The organism is Neorhizobium sp. NCHU2750 (genome assembly GCF_003597675.1).
GTDB lineage: Bacteria > Pseudomonadota > Alphaproteobacteria > Rhizobiales > Rhizobiaceae > Neorhizobium.
In genome coordinates this window covers 133825-159097 of sequence record NZ_CP030829.1, presented here as the reverse complement: position 1 = coordinate 159097, position 25273 = coordinate 133825, and the positions used below count along the sequence as shown (strand labels likewise).

The following is a 25273-nucleotide window of genomic DNA, read 5'->3' as shown; positions in this document are numbered from 1 at the left end:
TCCCATGTCATCTAAACATGTGCGGCGGAGCATTCGGCAAGATCGTCGGAGCTGTTGCCATCGTCCTTGCGCAGAAACAGCATGACAAAGATTGCGGTCACGATGGTCACGGAACCCAGGATTAGCAGCAGCGCGGAAAAAGCCTCGCCGTAGCGCTGGGTGATCGCGGCCTCCGACATGAGCCGGAGAGCGGTTGCCGCGCCGGCAAGGTCGCCGGTGACCAGGCGCTGTGCGGCCATGGCCGTGTGCATGCCCGAACCTTCCGGCAGGCTGTGCTGTGTCAGGGCAGAGAGGATTGCGGTAACGATTGCCAGTGCCACGCCCTCGCCGGCCACGCGCGTGGTGCTGAATATGCCCGTCGCCATGCCCGCGCGCTCCTTTGGAACGACGCTGACGGCGAGGCCGTCCATAAGCCCCCAAGGCAGGCTGATACCGATGCCGATCAGAAGAAGCGGCCAGCTGATGTCCCATGCCCGCGTGCCGATAGGCATACGGCTCAGCCAGAAAAGACCCATGGCCGAGATCAACAGGCCGATGCTGCAGATCGCGGCAGCCGAAAGCCAGCGGGTGAGCATGCCCGCAAGGATGGGAAGCAGAAGAAGGGGTCCGGACAGCGCAATCATCAGCTTGCCGGCGGCCACTTCATCCATGCCCTCGATACCGACGAAGCGGACGGGGAGAAGCACCAGAAGAACGACGAAAGCATAGGCCGGCGCCGCAGCCAGAAGCTGGACGCCGACGAAGCGCGGATACCGGAACAAGGTCGGATCAAGCATAGGCTGCTTCACCGATCGCTCGACACGATAAAAGGCGAGCATCAGCAATGCGGCGCCAAGAAGCGCAAGGATGACGACAGGATCCGACCAGCCTTGTCCGGGGGCTCGCAGCACGGCGTAGGTAAACAGCGTCAGGGCAAGCGTGAATGAAACCGCCCCCATCCAGTCGAGTGACGAGGCTTCCGGATTACGGGTTTCATGGAGAAAGAGCGCGGCAAGCGGCAGCGCGATACCCGCCAATCCGACAACCAGAGCAAAGATGGCGGGCCAACCGAGTGCTTGGATCATCATGCCTGAAGCGATGGGGCCAAAAGCCAATCCTACGCCGAAGCTCGCGCCGACCAGACTGAAGGCCCGCATGCGGGCCGTCCCGCTGAATTCCTGAGCGAGCGAAGCCATGCCGCTTGCAAAGGCCGCCGCCGCGCCGAAGCCCTGAAGCGCGCGCAGGACATCGAACAGTGCGATCGTCGGGGTGAAGGCAAGCGCGGCGGAGAACAACCCGAAGGCTCCGAGGCCCAGCAGATAGACGCGCTTGCGGCCATAGGTGTCGGCAAGCGCGCCAAACACCATCAGCGTGCTGCCGAAGGTGAGCATGAATGCATTGGTAACCCAGGCAAGCGCGGAGGGGTCTCCGCCGAGCGTGCGACTGATGGCCGGGAGCGCGACTGCAGGTCCCGTGAAGGTAAGCGGCATGGCCGCCGAAGAGCAGCAGATCGCGAAGAGGATGACGAGACGCGTCGCCAGAGGCCGAGGCTTTTCGAGAGCAATTTTATCCATGATATCCGCCGATAAGGATTGAGGAACTGGCGTGGGTTGCCGCAGGCTGTCGGTGGACAACGCGCCGTCATTGCAGATATATTTTTTGGATCAGAAAGATTATTGCCCTGATGTTCCGGGTATTCCGGATCAAAACGATCGAATGAGATTGTGATGGATCAATGGAATGGCCTGACGGCCTTCGTTCGAACGGCCGATCGCGGCAGCTTCGCAGCATCTGCAAGGCTGTTGGGCATATCGGCATCGGCGGTTGGAAAATCCGTTTCCGGTCTGGAAAAGCAGCTTGGCGTCAGGCTGTTTCAGCGGTCGACGCGCAGCCTGCGACTGACAGAAGAAGGCAAGGATTTCTACGAGCGATGCCGACGCATACTTGATGATCTCGATGATGCCCAGGCTTCCCTTGCCAAGGCCGTCAGCGCTCCGAGAGGGCGACTGAGGGTCAGCATTCCATTGGTCAGCTACCATCTGCTTCTGCCGCTCATTCCGGAATTCGTTGCCCTCTACCCCGAGGTCGAACTGGATCTGGATTTCACCGATCGCATCGTCGATCTCATCGAGGAAGGCGTGGACGTCGCCATCCGCAGTGGCGATCTGGCCGATTCGAGGCTGATGTCGAGATCCATCCGGCCGTTTCAGATGGCGCTATGTGCGGCTCCGTCCTATCTTGAGCGGTTTGGCACTCCCCAGCATCCACGCGAATTGGAGAACCATCTGGCCATTCGCTTCCGCTTCCCCAATAGCGGCAAGGTTCAGGACTGGCCATTTTCGTCACCGGCGGATCAAGGCGAACCGAAGCCACGAACGGTCATCACCTGCAACAACATGGAGGCCCTGCGCGGCGCGACGATCAGCGGTCTCGGAATCGGCTGCATGCCGGATTTCCTGGCAAAATCCCCGATCGCCAATGGCCAGATGGTGGCGATCCTCGGAGATTATCTGGATGGCCCGGCAAGGTTTCATCTGGTCTGGCCGTCCAACCGTCATCTATCTCCCAAGGTGCGGGTCTTCGTCGATTTCGCCAGCGAACGCCTTCTGACCGCGGATCTGACATTTCTCACGCCGAAAGGACGATAGTCCCGACAGGCGGGCCTGTGCCGATCTGTCATGCCGCCGCGCTTCAGCGGGGCTCACCAGATGCGCCCTGTCCTGATCTTCCTCGCGAATTGTGGAGGCCATGCTTGATGCCACGTCGAATAGGGCGCTCGAGGCAATCGTTGAACATGGGCGAAAGAGCTATCTCCGGACAGTCGCCCCGGCATCATGCCGTCCAGCTGCGCTCCAGTACCGAGATCCAGTTCTGGTGGGTGATCTTGGCGAGTTCGGCATCGTTGAAGCCGTGGCGACGCAGTGCATCGACAAGGCGCGGCAGGCCGCTTGCATCCTTCAACTCGGCCGGAATGGTCGTGCCGTCGAAATCCGAGCCCAGTGCCACGTGATCGATGCCGATACGCTCGGCGATATAGGCGACGTGGCGCACCAGAAGGTCGAGGCTGGTATTCGGATCCTTGACCCCGTCGTCGCGCAGGAACAGCACGCCGAAATTGATGCCGGCAAGGCCTCCCGTGTCGCGGATCGCATCAAGCTGGCGATCGGTCAGGTTGCGGCTGTGCTGGCAGAGCGCATGCACGTTGGAATGCGAGGCGACGAGCGGCGCCTTAGAAAGCCTGGCGATATCCCAGAATCCGGCTTCGTTCATGTGCGACAGGTCGATCATGATCTTCAGCTCGTTGCAGGCGCGGATCAGGTCCTTGCCGGTGTCGCTAAGGCCTGGGCCGATATCCGGCGAGGATGGATAGCGGAAGGGCACGCCATAGGCGAAGATGTTCGGACGGCTCCACACCGGACCAAGCGTGCGCAGGCCGGCCTGATGCAGAACGTGTAGCGCATCCAGATCTCCGGCGATGGCTTCGGCGCCCTCGATATGGAAGACGGCGGCAAAACTGCCTGTCTCGATCGACCGGCGAATGTCGCCAGCGCTGCGGCATACCGTCACTGCGCCATCCGATTGTGCCTCGATATCGAACAGTAGCCGCGCCATGGCGAGCGTTTCGTTGAGCGCTGATGGCTGTTCGGGTCTCGGAAAGTCGCCATTGGCATCCTTGGTCATGCTCGGCGAGGGCACGTAGACGGCGCAGAGACCACCGGCCAGACCGCCGGCGCGGGCGCGCGGCAAATCGATATGCCCCACATCCTCGCCTTGAAGAAAACGCTTCGCCGGATCAGGGCTTGCGCTGCGGCGCAGGCGCAGCAACACGTCGTTATGGCCATCGAAGATCGGGAGCGAATTGTTCAGCATTTTCTGATGTGTCCTGCGGATGCCTTCGGGATGTCTGGTATCCGTATGTCCACCACGCCACGGCAGCAAATGCAAACCGCGCATAACGGTTTCGAAAAACGGAATTGGTCGCTCGAATTAGCGACTGATAAGAGGCCTGCATCTTTTTGCGGCAAAATCTTGCCGGATCCGCCTCTGCCGGTCCGGTCGTTCAAGGGGAATATAGCGATGGTATCAAGACGCAACTTTCTGATCGGCGGCGCAGCCCTGCCCTTCCTGTCCTATCTCGATCTGGCCGAAACCGTCTTTGCCGCCACGCCGAAGGATATTCTCGTCGCTGCCCAGCAGCTCGACAACATGACCAGCCTCGATCCGCATGAGGGGTTCGAGGCCGTCGGCGGCGAAATGATCAGCAACATGTATCAGAAGCTGGTGCGCGCCAATAGCGACAATCCCGATCAGGTCCAGCCGGTGCTCGCTGCATCCTGGGAGGCCGATGCCGACAACAAGGTGTTCACCTTCAAGCTCGCCGATGCCAAGTTTTCTTCCGGCGCGGACGTCACGGCTGACGACGTGGCTTTCTCGCTGCAGCGCGCCATCAAGATGAACAAGAGCCCGGCCTTCATCATCAGCCAGTTCGGCTTTACTGCCGACAATGTCGAGGCACGCATCGTCGCAAAGGACGCAAAGACTGTCACGCTTACGACCGAAAAGCCGACCGCGATCTCCTTCCTGCTGTTCTGCTTGTCGGCCAATATCGGCGCGATCGTGGAGAAGAAGACGGTTCTCGCAAACGAAGCCAATGGCGATTTCGGCAATGCCTGGCTGCAGAAGAACAGCGCCGGTTCCGGCCCGTTCAAGCTGCAGGCCTGGAAGGCGTCCGAAAGCATCACCCTGACGCTCAACGAGCATGGCCCCTACAAGGGTAACCTGAAGCGCGTCATCATCCGCCATGTCGTCGATCCGTCGTCGCAGATGCTGATGCTGCAGAAGGGCGATGTCGATATTGCCCGTGACCTGACCTCCGAACAACTGAAGGCGCTGCAGTCCGACGACAACATCGCCATGGTCCGCAAGCAGATTGCCTCGCTGGTGCTGATCTCGCTCAACCAGAACAATGCCAACCTTGCCAAGCCGCAGGTCTGGCAGGCGGTGAAATGGGCGCTCGACTATGAGGGCATGCAGAAGAACATCGTGCCCTTGACCCATGCCGTCCACCAGAGCATGGAACCGGCAGGCTTCCCCGGCACGGTCAGCGATACGCCGTTCCAGAAGAACGTTGCCAAGGCCAAGGCACTGATGGCCGAGGCCGGCCTCGCCGATGGCTTCGACATCACCATGGACCATTATTCGGCGCAGCCCTATCCGGATCTCGCCCAGGCCATCCAGGCGAACCTTGCTGAAATCGGCATCCGCGTGAAGCTGCAGTCGGCTGAAAACAGGCAGGTCCTGACCAAGATGCGTGCCCGCCAGCACGAAATGGCGCTGTCCGCATGGGGCACGGACTATTTCGATCCGAACTCCAATGCCGAAGTCTTCTGCATCAACAAGGACAATTCGGATAACGCCAAGAACAAGTCCTTCGCCTGGCGCTCGAGCTTCAAGAGCGACGAGTTTACTGCCAAGGCGGAAGCTGCCCGCGACGAGAAGGATCCGGCAAAGCGCCTGGAACTCTATGGGGTCCTGCAGCGCGACTTCATGCAGAACAGCCCGTTCGCGGTGATATTCCAGACGACGAAGACGGCTGCCTGCCGCAAGACAGTCAACGGCTTCCAGCTCGGCGTCCTGTCGGAAGGCAATTCCTACCTGGAGACCAGCAAGGCGTGAACAGACGTTTCAAGAGCCTTGCAGCAACGCTGAGCAGCGTCTTCCTGACGCTGTTCGGCCTGACTGTCCTGACATTCCTCATCGGCCGGGTGATGCCGGTCGACCCAGTCATCGCTGCCGTCGGCGACAATGCTCCCGAGGATGTCGTTCGTCGCGTGCGCACTGAAATGGGCCTCGACCAGCCCATTCCGGTGCAGTTCCTGCATTACCTGAACCAGATCGCGCATGGCGATTTCGGCATGTCGGTCCTGACCAAGAACCCGGTTTCGACCGATATCGCCCGTTTCTTCCCGGCAACCTTCGAGCTTGCCACCGCAGCACTGCTGCTGGCGGCCCTGATCGGTATTCCGCTCGGCGTATGGGCCGCTGTCCGCCAAGGCTCGCTGACCGACCAAGCGATCCGCGTCGTCTGCCTTGCCGGCCATTCGGTGCCGGTCTTCATGCTGTCGCTGATCTCGCTGCTGATCTTCTATTCCTGGCTCGGTATCGCCCCCGGCCCCGGCCGCCAGGACATCATCTATGACGGCATGATCGACCCGGTCACCGGCATCCTGACGATCGATACGCTGATTGCCGGTGATGTCGGTGCCTTCTGGGATGCGCTGGCGCATATGGCCCAGCCGGTCATCATCCTTGCCTATTTCTCGATGGCCTATATCGCCCGCATGACGCGCGCCTTCATGATCGATGCGTTGAAGGGCGAATATGTCATCACCGCCCGCGCCAAAGGCCTGTCGCTGACCAAGGTCATCTGGGGGCATGCGTTCCCGACGGTCGCCGTCCAGCTCGTCACCGTCATCGCACTGACCTATGCCGGTCTCCTTGAAGGCGCGGTCGTCACCGAGACCGTGTTCTCCTGGCCGGGCATCGGCCAGTATCTGACCACGTCGCTGATGAATGCGGACATGAACCCGGTCATCGGCACCACACTTCTGATCGGCCTGATCTATGTCGGCCTCAACCTGATTGCGGACATTCTCTACCGCGTCCTCGATCCACGGGTGAAATGATGATCGCCACCTTCCGAAACTGGGCGTTGGATGAAAGCCCGTCCTCGCGCCGACAGGCCGCCTGGGGCAACCGGTATCGCATCTGGCTGAACCTTCGGGGCAACCTGCTCGGCATGGTCGGCCTGACGATCATTCTCGCCTTTATCGCCATTGCCATCCTTGCGCCGCTGCTCGCCACCCATGATCCGGCAGTCCAGGATCTCGGCAACCGCCTTGCTGCGCCAAGCGCGCAGCACTGGTTCGGTACTGACCAACTGGGCCGCGATATCTATTCGCGTCTCGTCTATGGTGGCCGCGTCACGCTCGGCATGGTCATCGCCGTCGTCGTGCTGGTTGCGCCGATCGGTCTCGCCATCGGCTGCATCGCCGGTTATTTCGGCGGCATCGTCGACATGATCCTGATGCGCATCACCGACATTTTCCTCGCCTTCCCGCGCCTCGTTCTGGCGCTGGCCTTCGTCGCTGCGCTGACGCCGGGTATCGAAAGCGCCGTGCTGGCCATCGCGCTTACCGCTTGGCCGCCCTATGCCCGCATGGCGCGCGCCGAAACCCTGACGGTGCGCGGCAGCGACTTCATCGCCGCCTATCGCCTGACCGGTGCATCATCCTGGCGCATCATCTTCCGCCATATCCTGCCGCTTTGCGTGCCGACCCTGATCGTCCGTGTCACGCTCGACATGTCATCGATCATCATCACCGCCGCGTCGCTCGGCTTCCTCGGCATGGGCGCACAGCCGCCCTCGCCGGAATGGGGTGCGATGATCGCCACCGCCAAGCGTTTCATCTTCGAACAATGGTGGGTTGCAGCCATCCCCGGCATTGCCATCTTCCTCGTCTCGCTCGCCTTCAACTTCCTTGGCGATGCGCTGCGCGACGTGCTGGATCCGAAGGGGAACTGACGGATGCTGGTCGATATTCAAAACCTCAAGATCGGCTTCAAGTCGCGCACCGGCTTTAATCAGGCAGTCAAGGGCGTATCGCTGAAGCTCGGCACCGAAAAGCTCGGCATCGTCGGCGAAAGCGGCTCGGGCAAGAGCCTCACCGCACGCGCACTGATGAAGCTTCTACCCACCCAGACCGTCATCGAGGCGGACAAGCTGGAATTCGATGGCATCGACATCCGCTCGGCGTCTGAAAAGCAGATGCGCACGATCCGCGGCAAGCGGGCCGGCTTCATCCTGCAGGACCCGAAATATTCGCTGAACCCGGTCAAGACGATCGGCAGCCAGGTTGCCGAAGCATGGCGCACCCACAAGGGCGGCAGCAAGCGGGCAGCCCTTGAGGCTGCGATCAACCTTCTCGAACAGGTAAAGATCCGCGACCCGAAAAAGGTAGCAGGCTCCTATCCGCACGAAGTCTCCGGCGGCATGGGCCAGCGCGTCATGATCGCCATGATGCTCGCGCCCGATCCGGAACTCTTGATCGCCGACGAACCGACTTCGGCGCTTGATGCCACGGTTCAGGCCGAAATCCTGCGCCTCATCGAGGAACTGGTCTCGGAACGCGGCATGGGTCTGCTTCTCATCAGCCACGACCTGCCGCTCGTCTCGCATTTCTGCGATCGCGTCGCCGTCATGTATGCCGGCCATGTGATGGAAGAACTGAAGGCGTCGGACCTGCTCTCCGCGCAGCATCCCTATACGCGCGGCCTGCTCAACTGCATGCCGTCGCTGATGCACCCCAAGGAGCGCCTGCCCGTCCTTACCCGTGATCCGGAGTGGCTGAAATGACGATCGAGATCGACAACCTGCGCATCTCCTTCGGTGACAAGCAAGTCGTCAAGGGCGTGTCCTTCAATGTTGCCAAGGGCGCAAGCTTCGGCATCGTCGGCGAAAGCGGCTCGGGCAAATCCACCGTCCTGCGCGCCATGGCCGGCCTCAACAACGACTGGTCCGGCCGTATCGCCTTTTCCGGCGAGAACGCCCCGCTGAAGCGCCCGCCGGCCTTCTTCCGCAAGGTGCAGATGGTGTTCCAGGACCCCTACGGCTCGCTGCATCCGCGCCAGACGATCGACCGCATCCTGTCGGAACTGCCGCTCGTTCACGGCATGGACAATATCGACGAGCGGATCGCCAAGGTGCTGTCGGCCGTTGCCCTGCCGCAGACCGCGCGCTTCCGCTATCCGCACCAACTCTCCGGTGGCCAGCGCCAGCGTGTCGCGATTGCCCGCGCGCTGATTGCCGAGCCGGAGGTGCTGCTGCTCGACGAGCCGACCTCGGCGCTCGACGTGTCGGTTCAGGCGGAAATTCTCAACCTTCTGGCCGATCTGCGGGCAGAGCGGAACCTCACCTATGTGATGGTCAGCCACAATCTCAGCGTCATCACCCATCTTTGCACCGAGGTGGGCGTGATGATCGATGGCAACATGGTTGAACAGGTCACCGCCGAGAACCTGAGGCTCGGCAATGTCAATCACGCTCACACTCGCGAGTTGCGCAGTCTGAGTGTGGAACTCGAAGAACCGGCCTGATACTCGCGCGCACTGGCCGGATACCTGCAAGCGGTTCCGGACATGTGCGGCGATGGTTGGCGGACCCGGGTCCGGTTTTCGGGTGCTATTCGGAGAAACGAGATGTCGATCACGACCAATTGGGACAGGGCGCAACAGGCCGTCAAGAAATTTTCTGGCAGCTGGGGGGCCGCAGAGCCCGGTGGTGCCGTGATCGGCTTCGACGCGGGCGGCATCCGTTTTGCCGAAGTCGGCGGCGTCGAGAGCCTCTCGACCATGGCCCCCTTCTCCGCCGATACGGTGGTTCGCTACGCCTCGGTGACCAAGCATGCCTTCTGCGCGATGGTTCTGTTACATCCCGAGGCCATCTCCCTCGACGACAAGCTCGGCCAGCATCTTCCCAAGCTTCAGGAGCCGATGGCAAGCGTCACCGTCGGCCGGGCACTCGATATGAGCGGCGGCCTGCCGGACACGCGCGAATGCCTGTCGCTGCTTGGCCTCTCGGTCTATACCGAGACCAAGGCTGGTCCGCTCCTGGAATTTCTCGCGCGTCAGAGACGCCTGAATTACGAGGCCGGCACCGAGGTTTCCTATTCCAATACGGGTTATCGGCTGGTCGAGGCAGCGCTTGAGCGCAAGGGCCTGTTCTTCCGCGACTTCATCCGCGATGCGGGCGCCAGGGCCGGTGCGGTGCTCGATGCCCCCGATGTCTGGAACGATGCCGTTGCCGGTCTCGTCCCCGGCTATTGGCATGACGGCGAAAAGTGGCAGCTGTCCGCCGCCGGCCTGCATATCTCCGCCTCCGGCAGCATGACGGGCAGCGCCGCAAGCCTTGCCAACTGGCTGCGCCTGCTGCTCTCGGGCAACGCCCCCTTCGACGGCACGCTTGATCGCCTCGCCACACCGCGTGCGCTCTCGGACGGTCGCGAGAGCGGTTACGGGCTTGGCCTGCGCCGCACCATTCTGGGCGGCCGGCAGTTCACCGGTCACGGCGGATCGCATCCCGGCTACAAGACCTATTTCCTGCTCGATCGGGAAAACCGGCTGGGCTTCGTCGTCGTCTCCAACCGCGAGGACACCAATGGCAACAAGATTGCCCAGGAGGGCATGGCAGCGCTCCTCGACCTTCCCCTGCCCGTCCCTTCCTCTGCGCTGACGGATGGCCTTTACGTCACCGAGACCGGCACCTTCTGGGCCGAGGTCAAGGGCTCGACCGTCACCTGGCTCGATGCGGACGAGACTGTCTACGAAGACACAGACGGTTATGTTTCCTCCTTCTCCGCCTCCTCGCCCATGCGCCTGAAAATGGATGGCGAGGCCATTGTCGGCCAGATCGGTCATCCGGCTCGCCGCCTTCGGCCTGCCGTCGATACGGGGGTTCCGGCCACGCTTTCCGGCCGCTGGTTCTCCGATGAAGGAGCCATGTTCGAAATCGATGGCGATACCGTCATCATGGGCGTCGGCCCCGTCCGACACCGCATGCCGCTCAAAGTACTTGGCGGCGGGCGTTTTCTATTCACGCTGAAGGATGGGCCGTGGACGAAGCGGGTTTGCCTGCATGTCCTCACCGATACGCGTGTCGAGCTGGTGTTGTCGCGTGCGCGGATGATCGAATATCACCGCGCCGGATGATTGCATTTTTCCATCAATAGTCCCAAAGGAAGACCGGCTGATGCGGTCGGTCTCGAATTGGAGCTCGTGGTGGAAGTCAAATGGCTTGAGGATTTCCTGGCTTTGGCCGGGACGCTCAATTTTTCCAAGGCGGCGGAAGAGCGTCATGTCACCCAGTCGGCCTTCAGCCGGCGGATCCGGCAGCTGGAAGCCTGGGTCGGCACCAGCCTGATCGATCGCGCCACCTACCCCTCACGCTTGACCGAGGCCGGAGAGCGGTTCGTGCCGGTTGCCGAGCAGACCCTGCAGGGACTCTATCACGCTCGCCGCAACCTGCAGCACGAAGACGGCAACGATGCCCGCAAGGTAACGCTGACCGCGCTGCATACGCTGTCCTTCACATTCTTTCCCGCATGGCTGACGCGGCTCAGCAATGAACTCGGGCCGATCACATCCCACATGCGCCCCGATTCCGGCAGCATGGAGGAAAATCTCAATTCGCTGGTGGATGGCGATTCCGATTTCCTGCTGACCTACCAGAACCTGCACGTACCGATGCTGCTCGATCCCCAGTTCGAACATCACACGCTGGGCGCCGAGACGATCATACCGGTCAGTGCCCCTGCCCCGGAAGGCGGACCGCAACACCGGATCGAACCGGGTTTTGCCCATGTCAGCTATCAGAAGACATCCTTCTTCGGACAATTGGTGGCCGGCGCCCTGTCCGACCGATTGCCCCCCGACGAACGGGTTCATGTCGGCAGCCATTCGGTCGGGCTCAAGGCCATGGTGATGGCGGGCTGGGGAATTGCCTGGATACCGGAAAGCCTCGTCGCTGCCGAGATCGCGGCCGGACGGCTCACCCGTGCCGCCGATCCGGAATGGGATCTGCAGGTCGAGATCAGGCTCTACCGGTCGAAGGAAAACCGCAGGCCGATCGTCAAGCGGATCTGGGATCTCTTGCCCGGCGCATGATCGCGCCGGAACGATTAGGACGAAAGCACACGATCAAGCTTGTCGAATAGGACATCCAGCCGCGCTTCAAGCGGTTGCAGCGCCTGGGCCAGATCGCCGCCTGCCGCCAGTCTGCCGGCAACGCCAATCACGTCCGGTGCCGAAACCGACAGGCGCAGCACCGCGCGTTCGCCGAGGCGTACCGCCTGCCCTATATGGCAAACCGGACCACAATCGGCATCTCTCAGGGCCGCGTGAATGGCCTGCGCTTTTTCGAAGTTCGCTAGTCCGCCGGGGTGATTGCGGATAGAGAAGGGCAGAATGGCACTCCTTGCCAGATGGTCGCCGTCGTCTTCCGGATGCAGGAATATGCTGGTCGATGCATCGACCCTTGCTCGCATCCGACCGAGAATGGCCTCCTTCACCGCTTTCCGCCGCACGTCTTCGATAGCGCTGAGGCCGTCGAGATGCTCCAATGCTGCGACCCAGCGCAGACCAAGCCCGATATTGGCTTCCTGACGGAAGGGAAATTTCATTGCCGTGCGCACCCGTGCCGGCCAGTCCTGCGCGGCCGAATAGGCCTGCAGGCCGGATGGCAGGTCACCGGTCGCCGTCAGTTCGAAACCAAGTGCTGCCGGCAGCAGGAGCGCGCCTGCGAAGGGCGGTCCGGCAAGGAATTTCGAGCCGGTAATCGCCACCATGAAACCGTCCGCGAGATCCTGCCGGATGGTGGCGAAGGAGCAGCGAAACTGACAGGCATCGACGATGACCCACACGCGGCCAGGTGCAAGCCTTGCCACATGCCGCGCGGCATCTCGCGTCAAGCCTGAAAGCCCGGTCTTGGACGTATCGAGCAGATGGACGAGTACATCGCGACCACGTTTGAGCTCTCGCTCGACGATATCGATGACCTCGCCATCGATCTCCTGCGCCGTGCGTGCCCGGCTCATGGCATCCCGGATCGGGACAGACCGGGTTTCGATCCGGGAGACCGGCATGTTCTCGATTGCCGCCCCGGCAAGAACGTCGTCGCCGAGTGCGGTAAGATCAGAGTAATGGCATCCGGTGGCCGCGCGCGGCACGCCGCTGCCGGTCTCGTCGGGTGCTATGACGATATTGGTGATCGGGCGAGCGGAAAGAGCCGTGACCAACGCGATGGCAATGAGCTCGATATCCGTGCCGGATGCGGCCAGCACAATGTCGGTCTGCGACAGGCCAAGACCGCCGGCCATACGGTGTCTGATGTCCTGGAACCATTGGCCTAGTCCGGCGATGCCGGGATGACCGGGCGCAATCAGCCGCGCCAGAGCTTCACCGGCTGCACGGAAGCCGGCTGAGGAAATATTGCTTGCCGTTGTCGACGCGAACGAGACCTCTGCCTCGGCGGGCGTGACGCGCGTTCCATAGCGGTTTCGGCCGGAAACGGGATCGGCAAATATCCGCCGGTCGCCGCCGGTCGCCAAGGCCAGTGCAACCGATGCAAGCGCATTCTCTGTCTTGCTGTCTTCAATGAAACGATCGTCGAACGCCGCGACTGCCTGCATGAAAATATCCCGATCTCAATAGGATCGGCGGCATGAAATCTTATTCGGCATCAAAGGGAAAAAGGTCGCCGCCGACCGGGATCTGGTCTAGGCGGCGGCGCTTGTGCCAATCTGTCCTTTGGCCGTCCAGACCCTGTCACACGGCGGTTCTGCGGGCATTTTCCATGTAGAGTACGCGCAGGCGCTTGAACATCGCGCCGGGGTTGCCGTCGCCAACCGGCTTTCCGTCGATCACAGTGATCGGCACGATGAAGTTGGAAGCGCTGGTCAGGCAGGCTTCGCGCGCGGCCATGGCTTCTGCAACCGTGAAAGGCCGCTCTTCGATGGTCAGGCCTTGTTCGCGGGCAAGATCCAGCACGGCAAGACGCGTGCAGCCCGGCAGCGTGGCATTGCCGTTGGCGCGGGTGATGATCTTGTCGTCATGGGTGATGATATAGGCGGTGGAGGAGGCGCCTTCGGTCACGAACCCGTCTTCGACCATCCATGCCTCGTCGCAGCCTCCTGCCTTGGCGATACGCTTGGCAAGAACCTGCGGCAGCAGGCAGACGGTCTTGATATCGCGGCGTTCCCACCGCTGATCCGGGACGACCTTGACCTTCAGGCCCTTCTCGACGGCGGCGACATGTTCCAGCGTCTTTGCCTGGGTAAAGAGAAGCAGCGTCGGCTGCAGATTTTCCGAATAGAGGAAGTTACGGTCCTCGGCGCCACGAGTGTACTGCAGGTAGACGACGCCTTCGGTCAGCCTGTTGTCTTCGATCAGGCGCTTTTCGATTGCGACGATCTCGTCGGTCGAGATCGGCAAGGTGCCGCCGATTTCGCGCACGCTGCGCTCGAGGCGCGCCATATGGAGCGGGCTGTCGATCAGTTTCCCGTCGAGAACGGCGGTCACTTCATAGATGCCGTCACCAAACAGAAAGCCGCGATCGAAGATCGAGATATGGGCTTCGTTCTCGGGCAGAAAGGTGCCGTTGAGATAGACGGTGCGGGGCGTTGCAGCAGGCATGGAAACTCCAGACTTGTAAAATCAGCGGCGTTTGAGCGCGTCGAGCGAAATGGCGTGGATGGTCGAGGGCTTGCCCGTTGCGGCATTGTAACCGTGCGTGGTGGTCGCCATCGTCAGCGAGTTGAGGATCGCCTCCTCGCTTGCTTCGATACAGGCCTCGAACAGCGGAGAGACGGCGTCATTGGAAAGGACCGGATAGTTGGCGACTGCCTTGCGGCGCTCCGGTGTTCGCCGCACCTCGTCGGCGGTGGAGAATGCCAGGGCGTAGTCGCCGGAACCATTGCTGAGGGCAGCACCCGTGCGCGCCAGGCCACCAAAGCAACGCTCGGCCAGGCGCTTCAGATTGCGGGAGCAGAGCGGCGCGTCGGTGGCGACGATCATCACGATCGAGCCGTCCTTGTCATGGGCGCCGTCCGCCTCGTAAGGCCTGCCGGCGATGGACAGCTTGCCGCCATAGTTGGACTGAACAAGTACGCCGATCACATATTCGCCGCCGCCGGCCTTCACCAGACGCGAACTCGTGCCAATGCCGCCCTTGAGGCCGAAGGCGACCGTGCCGGTACCGGCGCCGATGGCGCCCTCTTCGACCGGTCCCCCCTTTGCCGCCGCAAGTGCACCAGCCATTTCCTCGACGCTCGGGCGGGCGGCGCGGATATCATTGAGGCGGGAATCATTGGTCTCGCCGACAACGGCGTTGAGCGACACGACATGCTCGTTGCCGTCCTGTGCCAGCGTATGTCGGTTGATCGCTTCGATCGCGCGCCCGACGCCGAGCGTGTTGGTGAGCAGGATCGGCGTCTCGATCTCGCCGAGTTCGGCGATCTGTGTCGATCCGGCAAACTTGCCGAAGCCGTTGAAGACGGCAAGTGCTGCCGGCACCTTGTCCTGAAACAGGTTGCCGGCATGCGGCAGGATTGCTGTGGCGCCGGTGCGGGTCCTGTCGCCTTCAACACAGGTGACATGACCGACCGCAACGCCCGCAACATCGGTAATCGCATTCAGTGTGCCAGATTGATAGTGCCCGACAGATATGCCGAGCGAGCGCAGCCGCGCCCGACTTTCGTAAGTCATTGAATTGGTTCCGATATCGAAATCAACCGCAGACTACTTCAGCAAATGCAGAATCGACACGATAAAAACGGAATAGTTTCATACCGGCTTTGCAAGAGCCGTATTCCCGGCGTGGACATCGCAATCCCTGATGTCGCCTGGAAGATGAACGGCGGCTTCGAGGCCGGATGCGGTGTTAGTGAGTTTGATATCGCCGCCGTGCTGCCTGATGATCATTCGGGCAATCGACAGACCCAGGCCAGCGCCGCCGGTCTGGCGACTACGGGAAGCCTCGATACGGAAGAACGGAATGAACACGTCGGAAAGCTTGGAAGGGTCGATCCCGGGGCCTTCGTCCCTTACCATAATGAGGATTTCCCCGCCTCCGCATGCAAGCGAAACCTCGGCATGGCCGGCGTAACGGACGGCATTCTCTATCAGATTGCGGATAGCCCGGCGCAACGCCGCCGGGCGGCAACTGTAATCTATGCGCGGCGCGTCCTCGAAGTTGACGCTCAGGCCGATGTCGCTCAGGTCGTCACAGAGGCTGGCAATCAATGATGCAAGATCTACGGCGCGCGTTGGCTCGCCGTCAGCCCCCTCGCGCGACAAGGTGAGAACAGCATCCGTGATGTCCCGCATCTCGTCGATCGTGTAGATCATCTTTTGCTGGAGGGCTTCGTCCTCGATCTGCTCGGCGCGCAGTTTCAGCGCGGTCAACGGTGTGCGCAGATCATGTCCGACAGCCGCCACAAGCAACGTTCGATCGTCGATGAAGCGCTGAAGTCTGGTCCGCATATTGTCGAAGGCGGAAGTGAGCCGTTGGATTTCATCGGACCTTGAGCGGGGAAGGTCGGTCGAGAAATCCCCCCTTCCGATCGCGTCGGCCGCCGATGCCAGATGCCGGAGAGGCCTTGCAATCCTCAGGGCGATGACAATGCCCATGACGACGACCAATGCCGACGCGATGCCGATCGTCACCGGCAATTGCAGAGAAAAAACCGGGTTTCCGAGAGGGGAGAAGTAGACCGCATTGAGCCAGGCAGCGTTGCTGATCCTGACGGAAACACCAACCCCTGAATCCTGCGGAAAATCGGTTCTCATCACGACGGCAGCGGAGAGTGGCAGGTCGCCGTTACGGGAATGCCAGTCGAGATTCGCCTTGGCCACCATCTGATAGGCGGTATCGTGCATGGGGCCGCTGTTCGACAGCGTCTGGCTCGCGGCCTTGACGAGCTTGCTGCTCCATTGCGTATCCTCAATCGGCGAATGTTCTGAAATCCAGAAGCGCGTGCGCTCGCCCGCGCCGGCAGCCGCCACGCCGTCACGCAGTTCGGGCGGCACGGTGACCAGCAGCTTTGACAGGATCTTCGTCCGGTTGAAGAAATCGCTTTCGGCGTTCTCCTTGTACGACTTGATCCTGTCGTGCCAGATAAGGCCGAAAGCAAGAACCTGCGAAACGAATACCGTCAGGATGAGCGACACGATCAGCTGCCCGACGAGGCTGCGGTACCAGCGTTTCATTCAGTTCACGCGCCCGTTAAAGCGATAGCCGCCGCCCCAGTGTGTCTGGATCAACCTGGGCTTCTTGGGGTCGACTTCAAGCTTCTTGCGAAGCCTGCTGATGTGATTATCGATGCTTCTGTCGATCGGCGATGCGGTTCTTCCCACCGTCATATCGAGAAGCTGGTCGCGCGTGAGCACCCTGCCGGGATATTGAAGGAACGCCTCAAGAAGGCGGTATTCGGCCGTACTCAGGATGATGGCGACACCCGTCTCATCCGTGACTTCACGTTGGCTGCTGTTCAGCGTCCATCGGTCGAACCTGACGAGATCGGACACAGGCGTCTGATCGCTCGCCGCTGGCCGGTCCGTTGTCCTGCGCAGGATCGCTTTGACACGCGCTACCAGTTCCCGCGAGCTGAAGGGTTTTACGATATAGTCATCGGCACCGAGTTCGAGGCCGACGACACGATCCGTCTCGCTTGCCATCGCCGTCAGGAAGAGAATGGGGACCTGATCGGTCTTGCGGATGTTGCGGCATAGCTCGAAGCCATCGGGTCCGGGCATCATCACGTCGAGTATGATGGCATCGAAACGCGTCGAGCGCAGCTGGTCAAGCAGATGATGACCGCTCGGCAATTCCGTGACCTTGAAGCCCTGGCGAGAGAGATTGTCACTGATGAGCTCGCGAATTTCGGGATGATCATCGACGACCAGAATGTGTGGGCTGTGATCCATGGCTTCCTCTGCGAACCTTCTAACACACACAGACCTGCGGGAAATCCGCAGAAATGTAATCTTTTGTACCGATTTGAGCGAGCCGTTCATGCGGTGCGACAATTCATTACAAATTGCAAAAATCCTTGCGACATTTTCCGGCTAGACCCATGAATGAGGTCCGTTGCCTGCTATCGCCGCCTTTTTTGGGGCCTGACCATTCCTTCCGGTTGAACCGGGCGAATGGGAACCCACTACAGGACGATGGCGGGCAGCGTCAAAAGAGAATTGGATTGGACAGAGGCGCGACTCGGGAGGAAGCTGCGCATCAAACCACATCCCCATAGGTGCCTTGCTGCAGCAAAGGCAGAGATGAAGGTAAGTGAAGCGTGAGACATCAATCGAACTCATTCCGGATCGCTCGTGTCCTCCCGGTCTTGTTGGCGACGGGCCTAGTTCTATACGGCTGTCAGGAGAAGAACCAGGCGCCGGCAACTGCGGCCGTAAAGCCGGAGGTCAGCGTCACCGTACTGCATCCGAAGTCGGTGGCGATCACCGCCCAGCTTCCTGGCCGTACATCTGCTTCCTTGATCGCTGAAGTCCGTCCTCAGGTCAGCGGCATCATCCTCAAGAGGAACTTCAAGGAAGGCAGCGAGGTCCACTCGGGCGACATTCTCTACGAAATTGATCCCGCCACTTATCAGGCAACCTACGACAGCGCCGAGGCCGCGTTGCAGAAAGCACAGGGTGCCGTGCCGAGCGCCCAGGCCAAGCTTGATCGATATACCGGACTGAGCGTCAATAGCGCAGTCAGCAAGCAGGATTTCGACGATGCCCGCGCTACGCTGGTTCAGGCCAATGCGGATGTTGCTGCGGCAAAGGCGACACTCGAATCTGCCCGCATCAATCTCGGCTATACCAAGATCCGGGCACCTATCGACGGGCGGGTCGATGCCTCGACAGTGACTGTCGGCGCACTCGTTACCGCTGACCAGACCACAGCGCTGACGACAATTCGCACGCTCGAGCCGATGAACGTCGACGTCACCCAGTCGAGCACCAATCTTCTCGAATTCCGCAAGGCAGTTGCCGAAGGCCGCCTGAAGACGGCGGGCGACAACGTCTCCGTACACCTGACGCTGGAGGATGGATCGTCCTACAATCAGGTCGGCAAGCTGGAATTCCTCGAATCCGCCGTCGCGGAAACGGTTGGCACAGTCACGGTGCGAGTGGTCTTCCCCAATCCGGACCGCATTCTCTTGCCGGGCATGTATGTCCGCGCCTCGATCGAGGAAGGCGTGGCCGAAAACAGCTTCCTGGTGCCGCAGCGGGCCGTGACGCGCAACACCAAGGGCCAGCCGACGGCGATGTTCGTGACTGCTGACGGCAAGGTGCAGCAGCGCGTGCTCACGACGCTTCGCAATGTCGGCAATAGCTGGCTGGTTCGCGACGGCATAAAGGACGGCGACCGCGTGATCGTCGAGGGCGTCCAGCGCGTCCGCGACGGACAGGACGTGACGGCCGACGAGGTTACGATCGATGCCGAGACGGGCGAGATTGCCAAGTCCGGCAGCACCGAACAGGGCATGGCAGACGGTACCGACAAGAGCGCCGTAACCGGCTCCACGAACTGAGGTAGACCGACCATGTCGCGTTTTTTCATCGACAGGCCGATCTTTGCCTGGGTCATTGCCATCATCATCATGCTGGCGGGTGCACTTTCGATCTTCAACCTGTCGATCTCGCAATATCCGCAGATCGCCCCGACGACCGTGCGTATTACCGGTACATATTCCGGTGCCGATGCACAGACGGTCGAAAATTCGGTGACGAAGGTCATCGAGCAGGGCATGACCGGGCTCGATAATCTCGACTATATGACGGCGACCTCGACATCGACCGGCCAGGCATCGATCTCGCTTACCTTCAACAACAAGGCCAATCCCGATACCGCCCAGATGCAGGTGCAGAACAAACTGCAACTCGTCGAAGCCCAGTTGCCGACGGCCATTCAGCAAACCGGGCTAACGGTCTCGAAGTCGACATCGAACTTCCTGATGGTCATCGGCTTCGTCTCGACCGATGGCAAGCTCACGGCCAACGACCTTGCCGACTACGTCAATTCGACATTGAACGACACTCTCAAGCGTGTTCCGGGTGTCGGCGACACGCAACTCTTCGGCGCCGGTTACGCCATGCGCGTGTGGCTCGATCCGGACAAGCTATACAAGTACTCTTTGACGACCGCAGACGTGACATCGGCGATCGAAGCGCAGAATGCCCAGGTTTCAGCAGGCCAGCTCGGCGCGTTGCCGGCTGTCAAAGGTCAGCAGCTCAATGCATCGGTGACGGCCAAAAGCCGCCTTCAGACACCGGAGCAGTTCGAAAATATCATTCTGAAGAGCAACAGCGGCGGCTCGCTGGTTCGATTGAACGATGTCGCCCGTGTGGAGCTGGGCGCAGAAAGCTATACTGCGTCTACCACCTACAACAACACCCCATCCGCCGGCCTGGCGATCATGCTGGCTTCAGGTGCGAATGCTATCGATACAGCCGAAGCGGTGGAGAATTCGATCAATTCTCTCAGATCGACGTTGCCGCCCAATGTCGAAGTGGTTTACCCCTACGACACGACGCCTTTCGTCAAGCTCTCTATCGAGGACGTCGTCAAGACGCTGTTCGAGGCCATTATCCTCGTCTTCGTCGTGATGTTCATTTTCCTCCAGAATATCCGCGCCACCCTGATCCCGACGCTCGCCGTTCCGATCGTGTTGCTGGGGACATTCGGCATTCTTGCGGCCTTCGGATATTCGATCAACACGCTGACAATGTTCGGCATGGTGCTGGCCATCGGCCTTCTCGTCGACGACGCCATCGTCGTGGTGGAGAATGTCGAGCGCGTGATGGAGGAAGAAAACCTGTCGCCGCGCCAGGCGACGATCAAGTCGATGGAGGAAATCACCGGGGCGCTGATCGGCATTGCCACGGTTCTGTCGGCAGTTTTCATCCCGATGGCGTTCTTCTCGGGGTCAGTCGGCGTCATCTACCGGCAATTTTCCGTCACCATCGTGTCGGCCATGATCCTGTCGGTGATCGTTGCCCTTATTCTGACGCCGGCACTCTGCGCGACCATTCTCAAGAAGCACAAGCACGGTGCCAAGCAGCGTGGCATTTCCGGCTGGTTCAACCGCAACTTCGATCGCGGCACGCATCTTTACCAGCGGGGCGTCGGAGCGATTATCAAGCTGTGGCCGATCTTCCTGGTCGTCTTTGTCCTGATCGGCGTTGGCGTCGGGTTTCTGTTCAATCGCCTGCCGAGCTCCTTCCTCCCGGAAGAGGATCAGGGCATCCTGATCGCCAGCGTACAGCTGCCGGTCGGCGCAACGGCCAGCCGGACGAACAAGGTGCTAAGTGAAATTACCAGCTATTTCCGCGACAAGGAAAAGCAGGATGTGGTCGGCGTCATGGCCGTGTCGGGCTTCGGCTTTGGCGGCCAGGGACAGAATGTCGGACTTGCCTTTGTAAAGCTCACCGACTTCGACAAGCGGACCGATCCGCAACTCAAGGCACCGGCGGTGGCTGCGCGTGCGCGTGCTGCGCTGTCCCAGATCAAGGATGCGAGCATCTTCGTTCTGACGCCACCGGCTATCCCGGGCTTCGGTAACAACGCTGGCTTTGACTTCTATATCAAGGACATGAACAATGCCGGCCATGAACAGTTGATGGCGGCCCGCAACATGCTTCTTGGCGCTGCGGGCAAGGATACGAAACTGGTCGGAACCCGGCCGAATGGCCAGGAAGACACACCGCAATATTCGATCGAGATCGACGAGGAGAAGGCGAGCGCGCTGAACCTCAATCTCGCGGATATCGACACAACGCTGTCGACGGCCTGGGGCAGCAGCTACGTCAACGACTTCATCGACCGTGGCCGTGTCAAGAAGGTCTATGTTCAGGGCGACAATCAGTTCCGCATGCAGCCGAGCGATCTCGACAGCTGGTATGTCCGCAACACGGACGGCGACATGGTCCCCTTCTCGGCATTTGCTACAGGCCACTGGACCTTCGGCTCGCCGCGTCTGGAACGCTATAACGGCTCTCCTGCAGTCGAAATTCAGGGTGCCGCTGCCGCCGGCGTGTCATCCGGCGACGCAATGGCGGAGATCGACAAGCTGATGACCCAACTGCCACCGGGCTTTTCACATGAGTGGACGAGCCTCTCGGCACAGGAAAAACTATCGGGCAATCAGGCAACCCAGCTCTACGCGATCTCCATCCTGATCGTATTCCTGGCGCTTGCTGCACTCTACGAAAGCTGGTCGATTCCGTTCGCAGTCATGCTGTCTGTGCCGATCGGTATCTTCGGTGCGCTGCTGGCGGCCACCGTGTTCGGCCAGAGCAACGACGTGTATTTCAAGGTCGGTCTTCTGACGACGATAGGTCTGGCGGCAAAGAACGCCATTCTGATCGTGGAGTTCGCCATCGAACAGCAGAGGAAGGGGCTCAGTCTGGTCGAGGCGACCCTGGAAGCTGCACGTCAGCGCCTGCGCCCGATCCTGATGACGTCGCTCGCCTTCATCCTCGGCGTTCTGCCTCTGGCGATCGCCAACGGTGCCGGTTCGGGCAGCCAGAATTCGATCGGTATCGGCGTCATGGGCGGCATGACCTCGGCCACCGTACTCGGCGTCTTCTTCATCCCTCTTCTGTTCGTGACCGTCAGACGTGTTTTCAAGGGTGCGTCCGCGGCCAAGGATGATGAGGACGGTGGTCCGACTGAAGAGAAGCACGCTTGAGAAAACGGCTTGATGACTATCCCTGCGGCCCGTTAGCGAAAGCGCGGGCCGCAGGTCGTATGGGGAATAGGGAAAGGCCAGCCTTGCCGGATCTCGCATCTGCCAAAGCTTCGGCATAAGCGAATATCGGTGTGTTTCAGGTCCGCCTGACCTGCATGGCAATTTCGGCCGCGCAGGCTTTCATGTGCGACACGATGCTGTCAGCAGGGAGTGTTTCGAAGCGGTAACGCGGAATGCTGCAGCTGATGCAGGCGATAGCCTCACCCTCTCCGGCAACGATCGGCACACCATAGCAGCAGATTTCAGCCTCGTTCTCTTCAAGATCGAGAGAATAGCCGCGCCGGCGAACATCAACCAACTGCGTCGACAATGCGGTCACGCCGGAGACCGTATGCTCGGTCTTCGCCTCGAAGCTCAGCGTCGCGATTATTTTCGTAGCTTCAGTTTCCGGAAGCGTCGACAGCCACGCCTTTCCAACAGAACTCGAATAAAGTGGCACCCGCGTCCCGATGCGCGAGCGCATGCTGACCGGCCTGTTGGATTCCAGCTTGTCGATGTAAACCATCTCGTCGCCGCTATTGACGGCCAGATGGATCGTCTCGTTGACCGTATCACGCAACGTCTCGAGCGGTCCCCGGGCTGTCGTGCGGATATCCGAGCGCTCGAAGCTGCGTGCAGCGAGGCTGATCAGCCTCGGCCCGAGGCCAAGCCGGCCGCTGGTGTTCTCGACCAGCATGCCTTCGGACAGCAGGGCAGCAATGATCCGATACGCGGTCGGGCGCGGCAGATTGGCCAGTTTGGCAATCGCCGCGGTGGTCAGCGGTTCATCGGAATCACTGACGATCTGAAGGATCGTCATGAATTTGGAGAAAGCCGCAGTGCCTTGCACAGCGGCCTTTTCGGTGGTTGCCGTTGTCTTGTCTATTGTCATTCATCGCCCTCAGGCGACTAGATAACCACCATCGACGGGCATGACAACTCCGGTCATGAAGGATGCTGCCGGGCTCAGCAGAAACAGTGTCGCAGCTGCGACATCTGCGGGTGTGCCCCACCGCTTCAACGGGGTTCGGTCGAGGATAGGGCCAGCCCGTGCCGGATCATCCTGAAGTGCCTGGGTCAGCGGGGTTGCAATCCAGCCCGGTGCCACGGCATTGACGCGAATCCCATCCGGCGCATAGGCAATCGCCAGCGATTTGGTCAGCTGCGCGACGCCGCCCTTGCTGGCGCTATAAGCCGGAACAAGACCGCCGCCGAAGAAGGACAGCATCGAGGCCGTATTGACGATTGCGCCGCCGTTTACCTTCAGCTTGTCCCGCGCATGGGTGCAGACCCGCATCGTGCCGGTAAGATTGATTGCCAGTACCTTTTCGAACACGTCGATCTGATGCTCCTCCACGCGTCGGATGACGCCGGCGCAATTGACGACGAGATCGAGCCGGTCGAGGCCGGCGATTGTTTCCTTCACCGCCGTGTCGGAATTTACATCGAGTTCCCGTGCCTCGATATCGAGGCCGGCCGGCGCCTCGAACTTGTCGGCTCCCAGGCCAACGGCGACAACGCGAGCGCCATACTTGGCCAGTTCCGCGGCAATGCCGGCTCCGATGCCCGTGGTGGCGCCGGTTACCAGCGCCACCTTTCCTTTGAACAAGTCTGTCTGATAGGTCATGCCATTACCTTCGATGTGTGCTGGACCCTGATGTCTTTCTGGACCAGCAGGAAGAATGCGAGTGCCGCGACGATCGAGATGACGGCTGCCGCGAGCAGAGCGTTGACGTAGGAATCCGTTCGTTCGACCATGAAGCCGGTGACGATCGGGGCGAAGGATCCGGCGAAGTAGCCACCGAAATTCATGATGCTGCCGAGCGATCCCACCTGCCGCTTCGGAACGACGACGCTGATCATCGTCCAGGATGCGGCGCTTGCCAGGTTGATGAAGAACATGGCCAGGCAGATATAGACGACCGCCATGGTCGCATTCGGGGTATAGGCGGCGGGAATGGTGAAGATCGCCCCACCGAGCAGGCCCGTGCAGACCGGCCATTTGCGGCTGGAGATGACAGGCAGACCACGCTTGACGAGGAAATCTACCACGCCGCCCGCGCAGAGCATTCCGGCGGTGCCGAACAGGTAAGGGATGGCGACGACCCAGCCGGTCTTCTCGACGGTGAAGCCACGGGCATGCTCGAGATAGCTAGGCAACCAGGTCAGATAAAGCCAGACCATGTAGATCACGCCCATGAAGCCAAAGATAATGCCCCAGGTGGTGCGATGGGTGAAAAGCGACTTCCACTCGCTGGCCGTCATCGATTCAGCAGGCTGTTTTTCCTGGCCCTCGTCGATGAACGCTTCCTCAGCAGCGGTAAGCTTTACCTCACTGCGATTGCGATAGATGAGATACCAGCCGACCGCGACGATGATGCCGAGAATACCGGTGCCGATGAACATCCAGCGCCAGCCGAAATTCAGCATCAACACAGTCAGGAGCGGCGGTGCGATGCAGGGGCCGATACAGGACGAAGCGACGATCATACCCGTCGGCTTGCCGCGCTCGCCGACATTGAACCACTCGCTGACCACCTTGGCGCCGGCCGGGAACTGCGGAGCCTCACCGATGCCGAGAACGGCGCGGGCGACGATGAAATGCGAGAAATTTTGCACCGCGCCACAGAAAACCTGGGCGACGGACCAGAAGAACATGCCCGCACCCAGCATGATGCGCGAGCCGAGCTTGTCGAGAAGGGCGCCCGTAGGCAACTGGGCGAAGGCGTAGGCCAGCGAGAAGGCCGACAGAAGAAGCCCCATCTGGCTGGGCGACAGCCCCATCTCTTCGCGAATGGAGCTGTTGGCGATCGAAAGCGCGCTGCGATCGACGTAGTTGATAATGCCTGCTGCGGTCAAAAAGGCCACAGCAATCCACTGCACGCGGCGCAGCCGCGCGCTTTTCACGAGTTCCGTTATCATTGATCCTCCCGAGCTCCTCACTC

At 60.8% G+C, this 25273-nt stretch carries 20 protein-coding genes; 10 read left to right on the top strand and 10 right to left on the bottom strand.

Translation table 11 applies throughout. The annotated features are described in order from the left end of the window. Positions 1 to 11: 11 nt before the first annotated feature. Positions 12 to 1553: an MFS transporter gene (locus NCHU2750_RS24865; RefSeq protein WP_119944483.1), complete on the bottom strand. Its 1542-nt coding sequence runs from the start codon at positions 1551 to 1553 to the stop codon at positions 12 to 14. Between the two features lie 153 nt (positions 1554 to 1706). Here NCHU2750_RS24865 and NCHU2750_RS24860 point away from each other — a divergent pair, with 153 nt between their 5' ends. After that, positions 1707 to 2627 (top strand): LysR family transcriptional regulator, encoded by a 921-nt coding sequence (locus NCHU2750_RS24860; RefSeq protein WP_119944482.1) that lies wholly within the window; start codon positions 1707 to 1709, stop codon positions 2625 to 2627. Positions 2628 to 2811: 184 nt separating this feature from the next. Here NCHU2750_RS24860 and NCHU2750_RS24855 read toward each other — a convergent pair whose 3' ends face one another. Then, positions 2812 to 3849 carry a dipeptidase gene (locus tag NCHU2750_RS24855; RefSeq protein ID WP_119944717.1) on the bottom strand — a complete coding sequence of 346 codons (1038 nt, stop codon included), beginning with the start codon at positions 3847 to 3849 and terminating at the stop codon, positions 2812 to 2814. A 207-nt stretch (positions 3850 to 4056) separates the two neighbouring features. Between NCHU2750_RS24855 and NCHU2750_RS24850 the strand changes: the two genes are divergently transcribed. The 7 genes from NCHU2750_RS24850 (at position 4057) to NCHU2750_RS24820 (ending at position 11700) form a co-directional block, all read left to right on the top strand. After that, entirely contained in the window at positions 4057 to 5655 is a 1599-nt protein-coding gene (locus NCHU2750_RS24850; RefSeq protein WP_119944481.1) for an ABC transporter substrate-binding protein, read from the top strand. Next, on the top strand, positions 5652 to 6665 hold the full coding sequence (locus tag NCHU2750_RS24845; RefSeq protein WP_119944480.1) for an ABC transporter permease: 1014 nt from the start codon (positions 5652 to 5654) through the stop codon (positions 6663 to 6665). The genes NCHU2750_RS24850 and NCHU2750_RS24845 overlap by 4 nt, the downstream gene beginning before the upstream one ends. Continuing rightward, a complete protein-coding gene (gene nikC / locus NCHU2750_RS24840) occupies positions 6662 to 7564 on the top strand; it encodes a nickel transporter permease (protein WP_119944479.1) in 903 nt (300 codons plus the stop codon). Before NCHU2750_RS24845 ends, nikC begins: the two co-directional genes overlap by 4 nt. A 3-nt stretch (positions 7565 to 7567) precedes the next feature. Continuing rightward, positions 7568 to 8395 (top strand): ABC transporter ATP-binding protein, encoded by an 828-nt coding sequence (locus NCHU2750_RS24835; RefSeq protein WP_119944478.1) that lies wholly within the window; start codon positions 7568 to 7570, stop codon positions 8393 to 8395. Next, positions 8392 to 9135: an ABC transporter ATP-binding protein gene (locus tag NCHU2750_RS24830; RefSeq protein ID WP_119944477.1), complete on the top strand. Its 744-nt coding sequence runs from the start codon at positions 8392 to 8394 to the stop codon at positions 9133 to 9135. Before NCHU2750_RS24835 ends, NCHU2750_RS24830 begins: the two co-directional genes overlap by 4 nt. A 102-nt stretch (positions 9136 to 9237) precedes the next feature. Then, positions 9238 to 10746, top strand: a complete 1509-nt coding sequence (locus tag NCHU2750_RS24825; protein WP_119944476.1) for a serine hydrolase domain-containing protein — start codon at positions 9238 to 9240, stop codon at positions 10744 to 10746. A gap of 69 nt (positions 10747 to 10815) precedes the next feature. Then, positions 10816 to 11700, top strand: coding sequence for a LysR family transcriptional regulator (locus NCHU2750_RS24820; RefSeq protein ID WP_119944716.1), 885 nt, complete (start codon positions 10816 to 10818; stop codon positions 11698 to 11700). A 14-nt stretch (positions 11701 to 11714) separates the two neighbouring features. Here the strand turns inward: NCHU2750_RS24820 and NCHU2750_RS24815 are convergent, their stop codons facing one another. The 5 genes from NCHU2750_RS24815 to NCHU2750_RS24795 form a co-directional block, all read right to left on the bottom strand. Next, on the bottom strand, positions 11715 to 13223 hold the full coding sequence (locus NCHU2750_RS24815; protein WP_119944475.1) for a hypothetical protein: 1509 nt from the start codon (positions 13221 to 13223) through the stop codon (positions 11715 to 11717). 136 nt (positions 13224 to 13359) lie between these two features. Next, on the bottom strand, positions 13360 to 14226 hold the full coding sequence (locus NCHU2750_RS24810) for a D-amino-acid transaminase (protein WP_119944474.1): 867 nt from the start codon (positions 14224 to 14226) through the stop codon (positions 13360 to 13362). Between the two features lie 21 nt (positions 14227 to 14247). Further along, positions 14248 to 15297 (bottom strand): DmpA family aminopeptidase, encoded by a 1050-nt coding sequence (locus tag NCHU2750_RS24805; RefSeq protein WP_119944473.1) that lies wholly within the window; start codon positions 15295 to 15297, stop codon positions 14248 to 14250. 78 nt (positions 15298 to 15375) lie between these two features. After that, positions 15376 to 16800, bottom strand: a complete 1425-nt coding sequence (locus tag NCHU2750_RS24800) for an ATP-binding protein (protein ID WP_119944472.1) — start codon at positions 16798 to 16800, stop codon at positions 15376 to 15378. Then, complete coding sequence (locus tag NCHU2750_RS24795) at positions 16801 to 17517, bottom strand: response regulator transcription factor (protein WP_119944471.1); 717 nt, start codon at positions 17515 to 17517, stop codon at positions 16801 to 16803. A 419-nt stretch (positions 17518 to 17936) separates the two neighbouring features. On the opposite strand from NCHU2750_RS24795, the gene NCHU2750_RS24790 reads away from it, so the two are divergent. Next, positions 17937 to 19130, top strand: a complete 1194-nt coding sequence (locus tag NCHU2750_RS24790; protein ID WP_349509038.1) for an efflux RND transporter periplasmic adaptor subunit — start codon at positions 17937 to 17939, stop codon at positions 19128 to 19130. A gap of 12 nt (positions 19131 to 19142) precedes the next feature. Next, positions 19143 to 22289 (top strand): efflux RND transporter permease subunit, encoded by a 3147-nt coding sequence (locus NCHU2750_RS24785; RefSeq protein WP_119944470.1) that lies wholly within the window; start codon positions 19143 to 19145, stop codon positions 22287 to 22289. Between the two features lie 136 nt (positions 22290 to 22425). On the opposite strand, the gene NCHU2750_RS24780 is transcribed toward NCHU2750_RS24785, so the two are convergent. Genes NCHU2750_RS24780 through NCHU2750_RS24770 form a run of 3 tightly spaced genes read right to left on the bottom strand, consistent with a single transcriptional unit; the run spans position 22426 to position 25250 of the window. Next, the gene (locus NCHU2750_RS24780) at positions 22426 to 23220 is read right to left on the bottom strand and encodes an IclR family transcriptional regulator (RefSeq protein ID WP_119944469.1); all 795 of its coding nucleotides are present in this window, start codon (positions 23218 to 23220) and stop codon (positions 22426 to 22428) included. A gap of 9 nt (positions 23221 to 23229) precedes the next feature. After that, the gene (locus tag NCHU2750_RS24775; RefSeq protein ID WP_119944468.1) at positions 23230 to 23955 is read right to left on the bottom strand and encodes an SDR family NAD(P)-dependent oxidoreductase; all 726 of its coding nucleotides are present in this window, start codon (positions 23953 to 23955) and stop codon (positions 23230 to 23232) included. Next, complete coding sequence (locus NCHU2750_RS24770; protein ID WP_119944467.1) at positions 23952 to 25250, bottom strand: MFS transporter; 1299 nt, start codon at positions 25248 to 25250, stop codon at positions 23952 to 23954. Before NCHU2750_RS24770 ends, NCHU2750_RS24775 begins: the two co-directional genes overlap by 4 nt. Positions 25251 to 25273: the final 23 nt, after the last annotated feature.

Coding starts and splice junctions, on each gene's coding strand:
- NCHU2750_RS24795 (WP_119944471.1), bottom strand. CDS start 17,517: ATGGATCACAGCCCACACATTCTGGTCGTCGATGATCATCCCGAAATT.
- NCHU2750_RS24865 (WP_119944483.1), bottom strand. CDS start 1,553: ATGGATAAAATTGCTCTCGAAAAGCCTCGGCCTCTGGCGACGCGTCTC.
- NCHU2750_RS24810 (WP_119944474.1), bottom strand. CDS start 14,226: ATGCCTGCTGCAACGCCCCGCACCGTCTATCTCAACGGCACCTTTCTG.
- NCHU2750_RS24850 (WP_119944481.1), top strand. CDS start 4,057: ATGGTATCAAGACGCAACTTTCTGATCGGCGGCGCAGCCCTGCCCTTC.
- NCHU2750_RS24815 (WP_119944475.1), bottom strand. CDS start 13,223: ATGCAGGCAGTCGCGGCGTTCGACGATCGTTTCATTGAAGACAGCAAG.
- NCHU2750_RS24775 (WP_119944468.1), bottom strand. CDS start 23,955: ATGACCTATCAGACAGACTTGTTCAAAGGAAAGGTGGCGCTGGTAACC.
- NCHU2750_RS24785 (WP_119944470.1), top strand. CDS start 19,143: ATGTCGCGTTTTTTCATCGACAGGCCGATCTTTGCCTGGGTCATTGCC.
- NCHU2750_RS24825 (WP_119944476.1), top strand. CDS start 9,238: ATGTCGATCACGACCAATTGGGACAGGGCGCAACAGGCCGTCAAGAAA.
- NCHU2750_RS24780 (WP_119944469.1), bottom strand. CDS start 23,220: ATGACAATAGACAAGACAACGGCAACCACCGAAAAGGCCGCTGTGCAA.
- NCHU2750_RS24800 (WP_119944472.1), bottom strand. CDS start 16,800: ATGAAACGCTGGTACCGCAGCCTCGTCGGGCAGCTGATCGTGTCGCTC.
- NCHU2750_RS24830 (WP_119944477.1), top strand. CDS start 8,392: ATGACGATCGAGATCGACAACCTGCGCATCTCCTTCGGTGACAAGCAA.
- NCHU2750_RS24770 (WP_119944467.1), bottom strand. CDS start 25,250: ATGATAACGGAACTCGTGAAAAGCGCGCGGCTGCGCCGCGTGCAGTGG.
- nikC (WP_119944479.1), top strand. CDS start 6,662: ATGATGATCGCCACCTTCCGAAACTGGGCGTTGGATGAAAGCCCGTCC.
- NCHU2750_RS24855 (WP_119944717.1), bottom strand. CDS start 3,849: ATGCTGAACAATTCGCTCCCGATCTTCGATGGCCATAACGACGTGTTG.
- NCHU2750_RS24860 (WP_119944482.1), top strand. CDS start 1,707: ATGGATCAATGGAATGGCCTGACGGCCTTCGTTCGAACGGCCGATCGC.
- NCHU2750_RS24805 (WP_119944473.1), bottom strand. CDS start 15,297: ATGACTTACGAAAGTCGGGCGCGGCTGCGCTCGCTCGGCATATCTGTC.
- NCHU2750_RS24835 (WP_119944478.1), top strand. CDS start 7,568: ATGCTGGTCGATATTCAAAACCTCAAGATCGGCTTCAAGTCGCGCACC.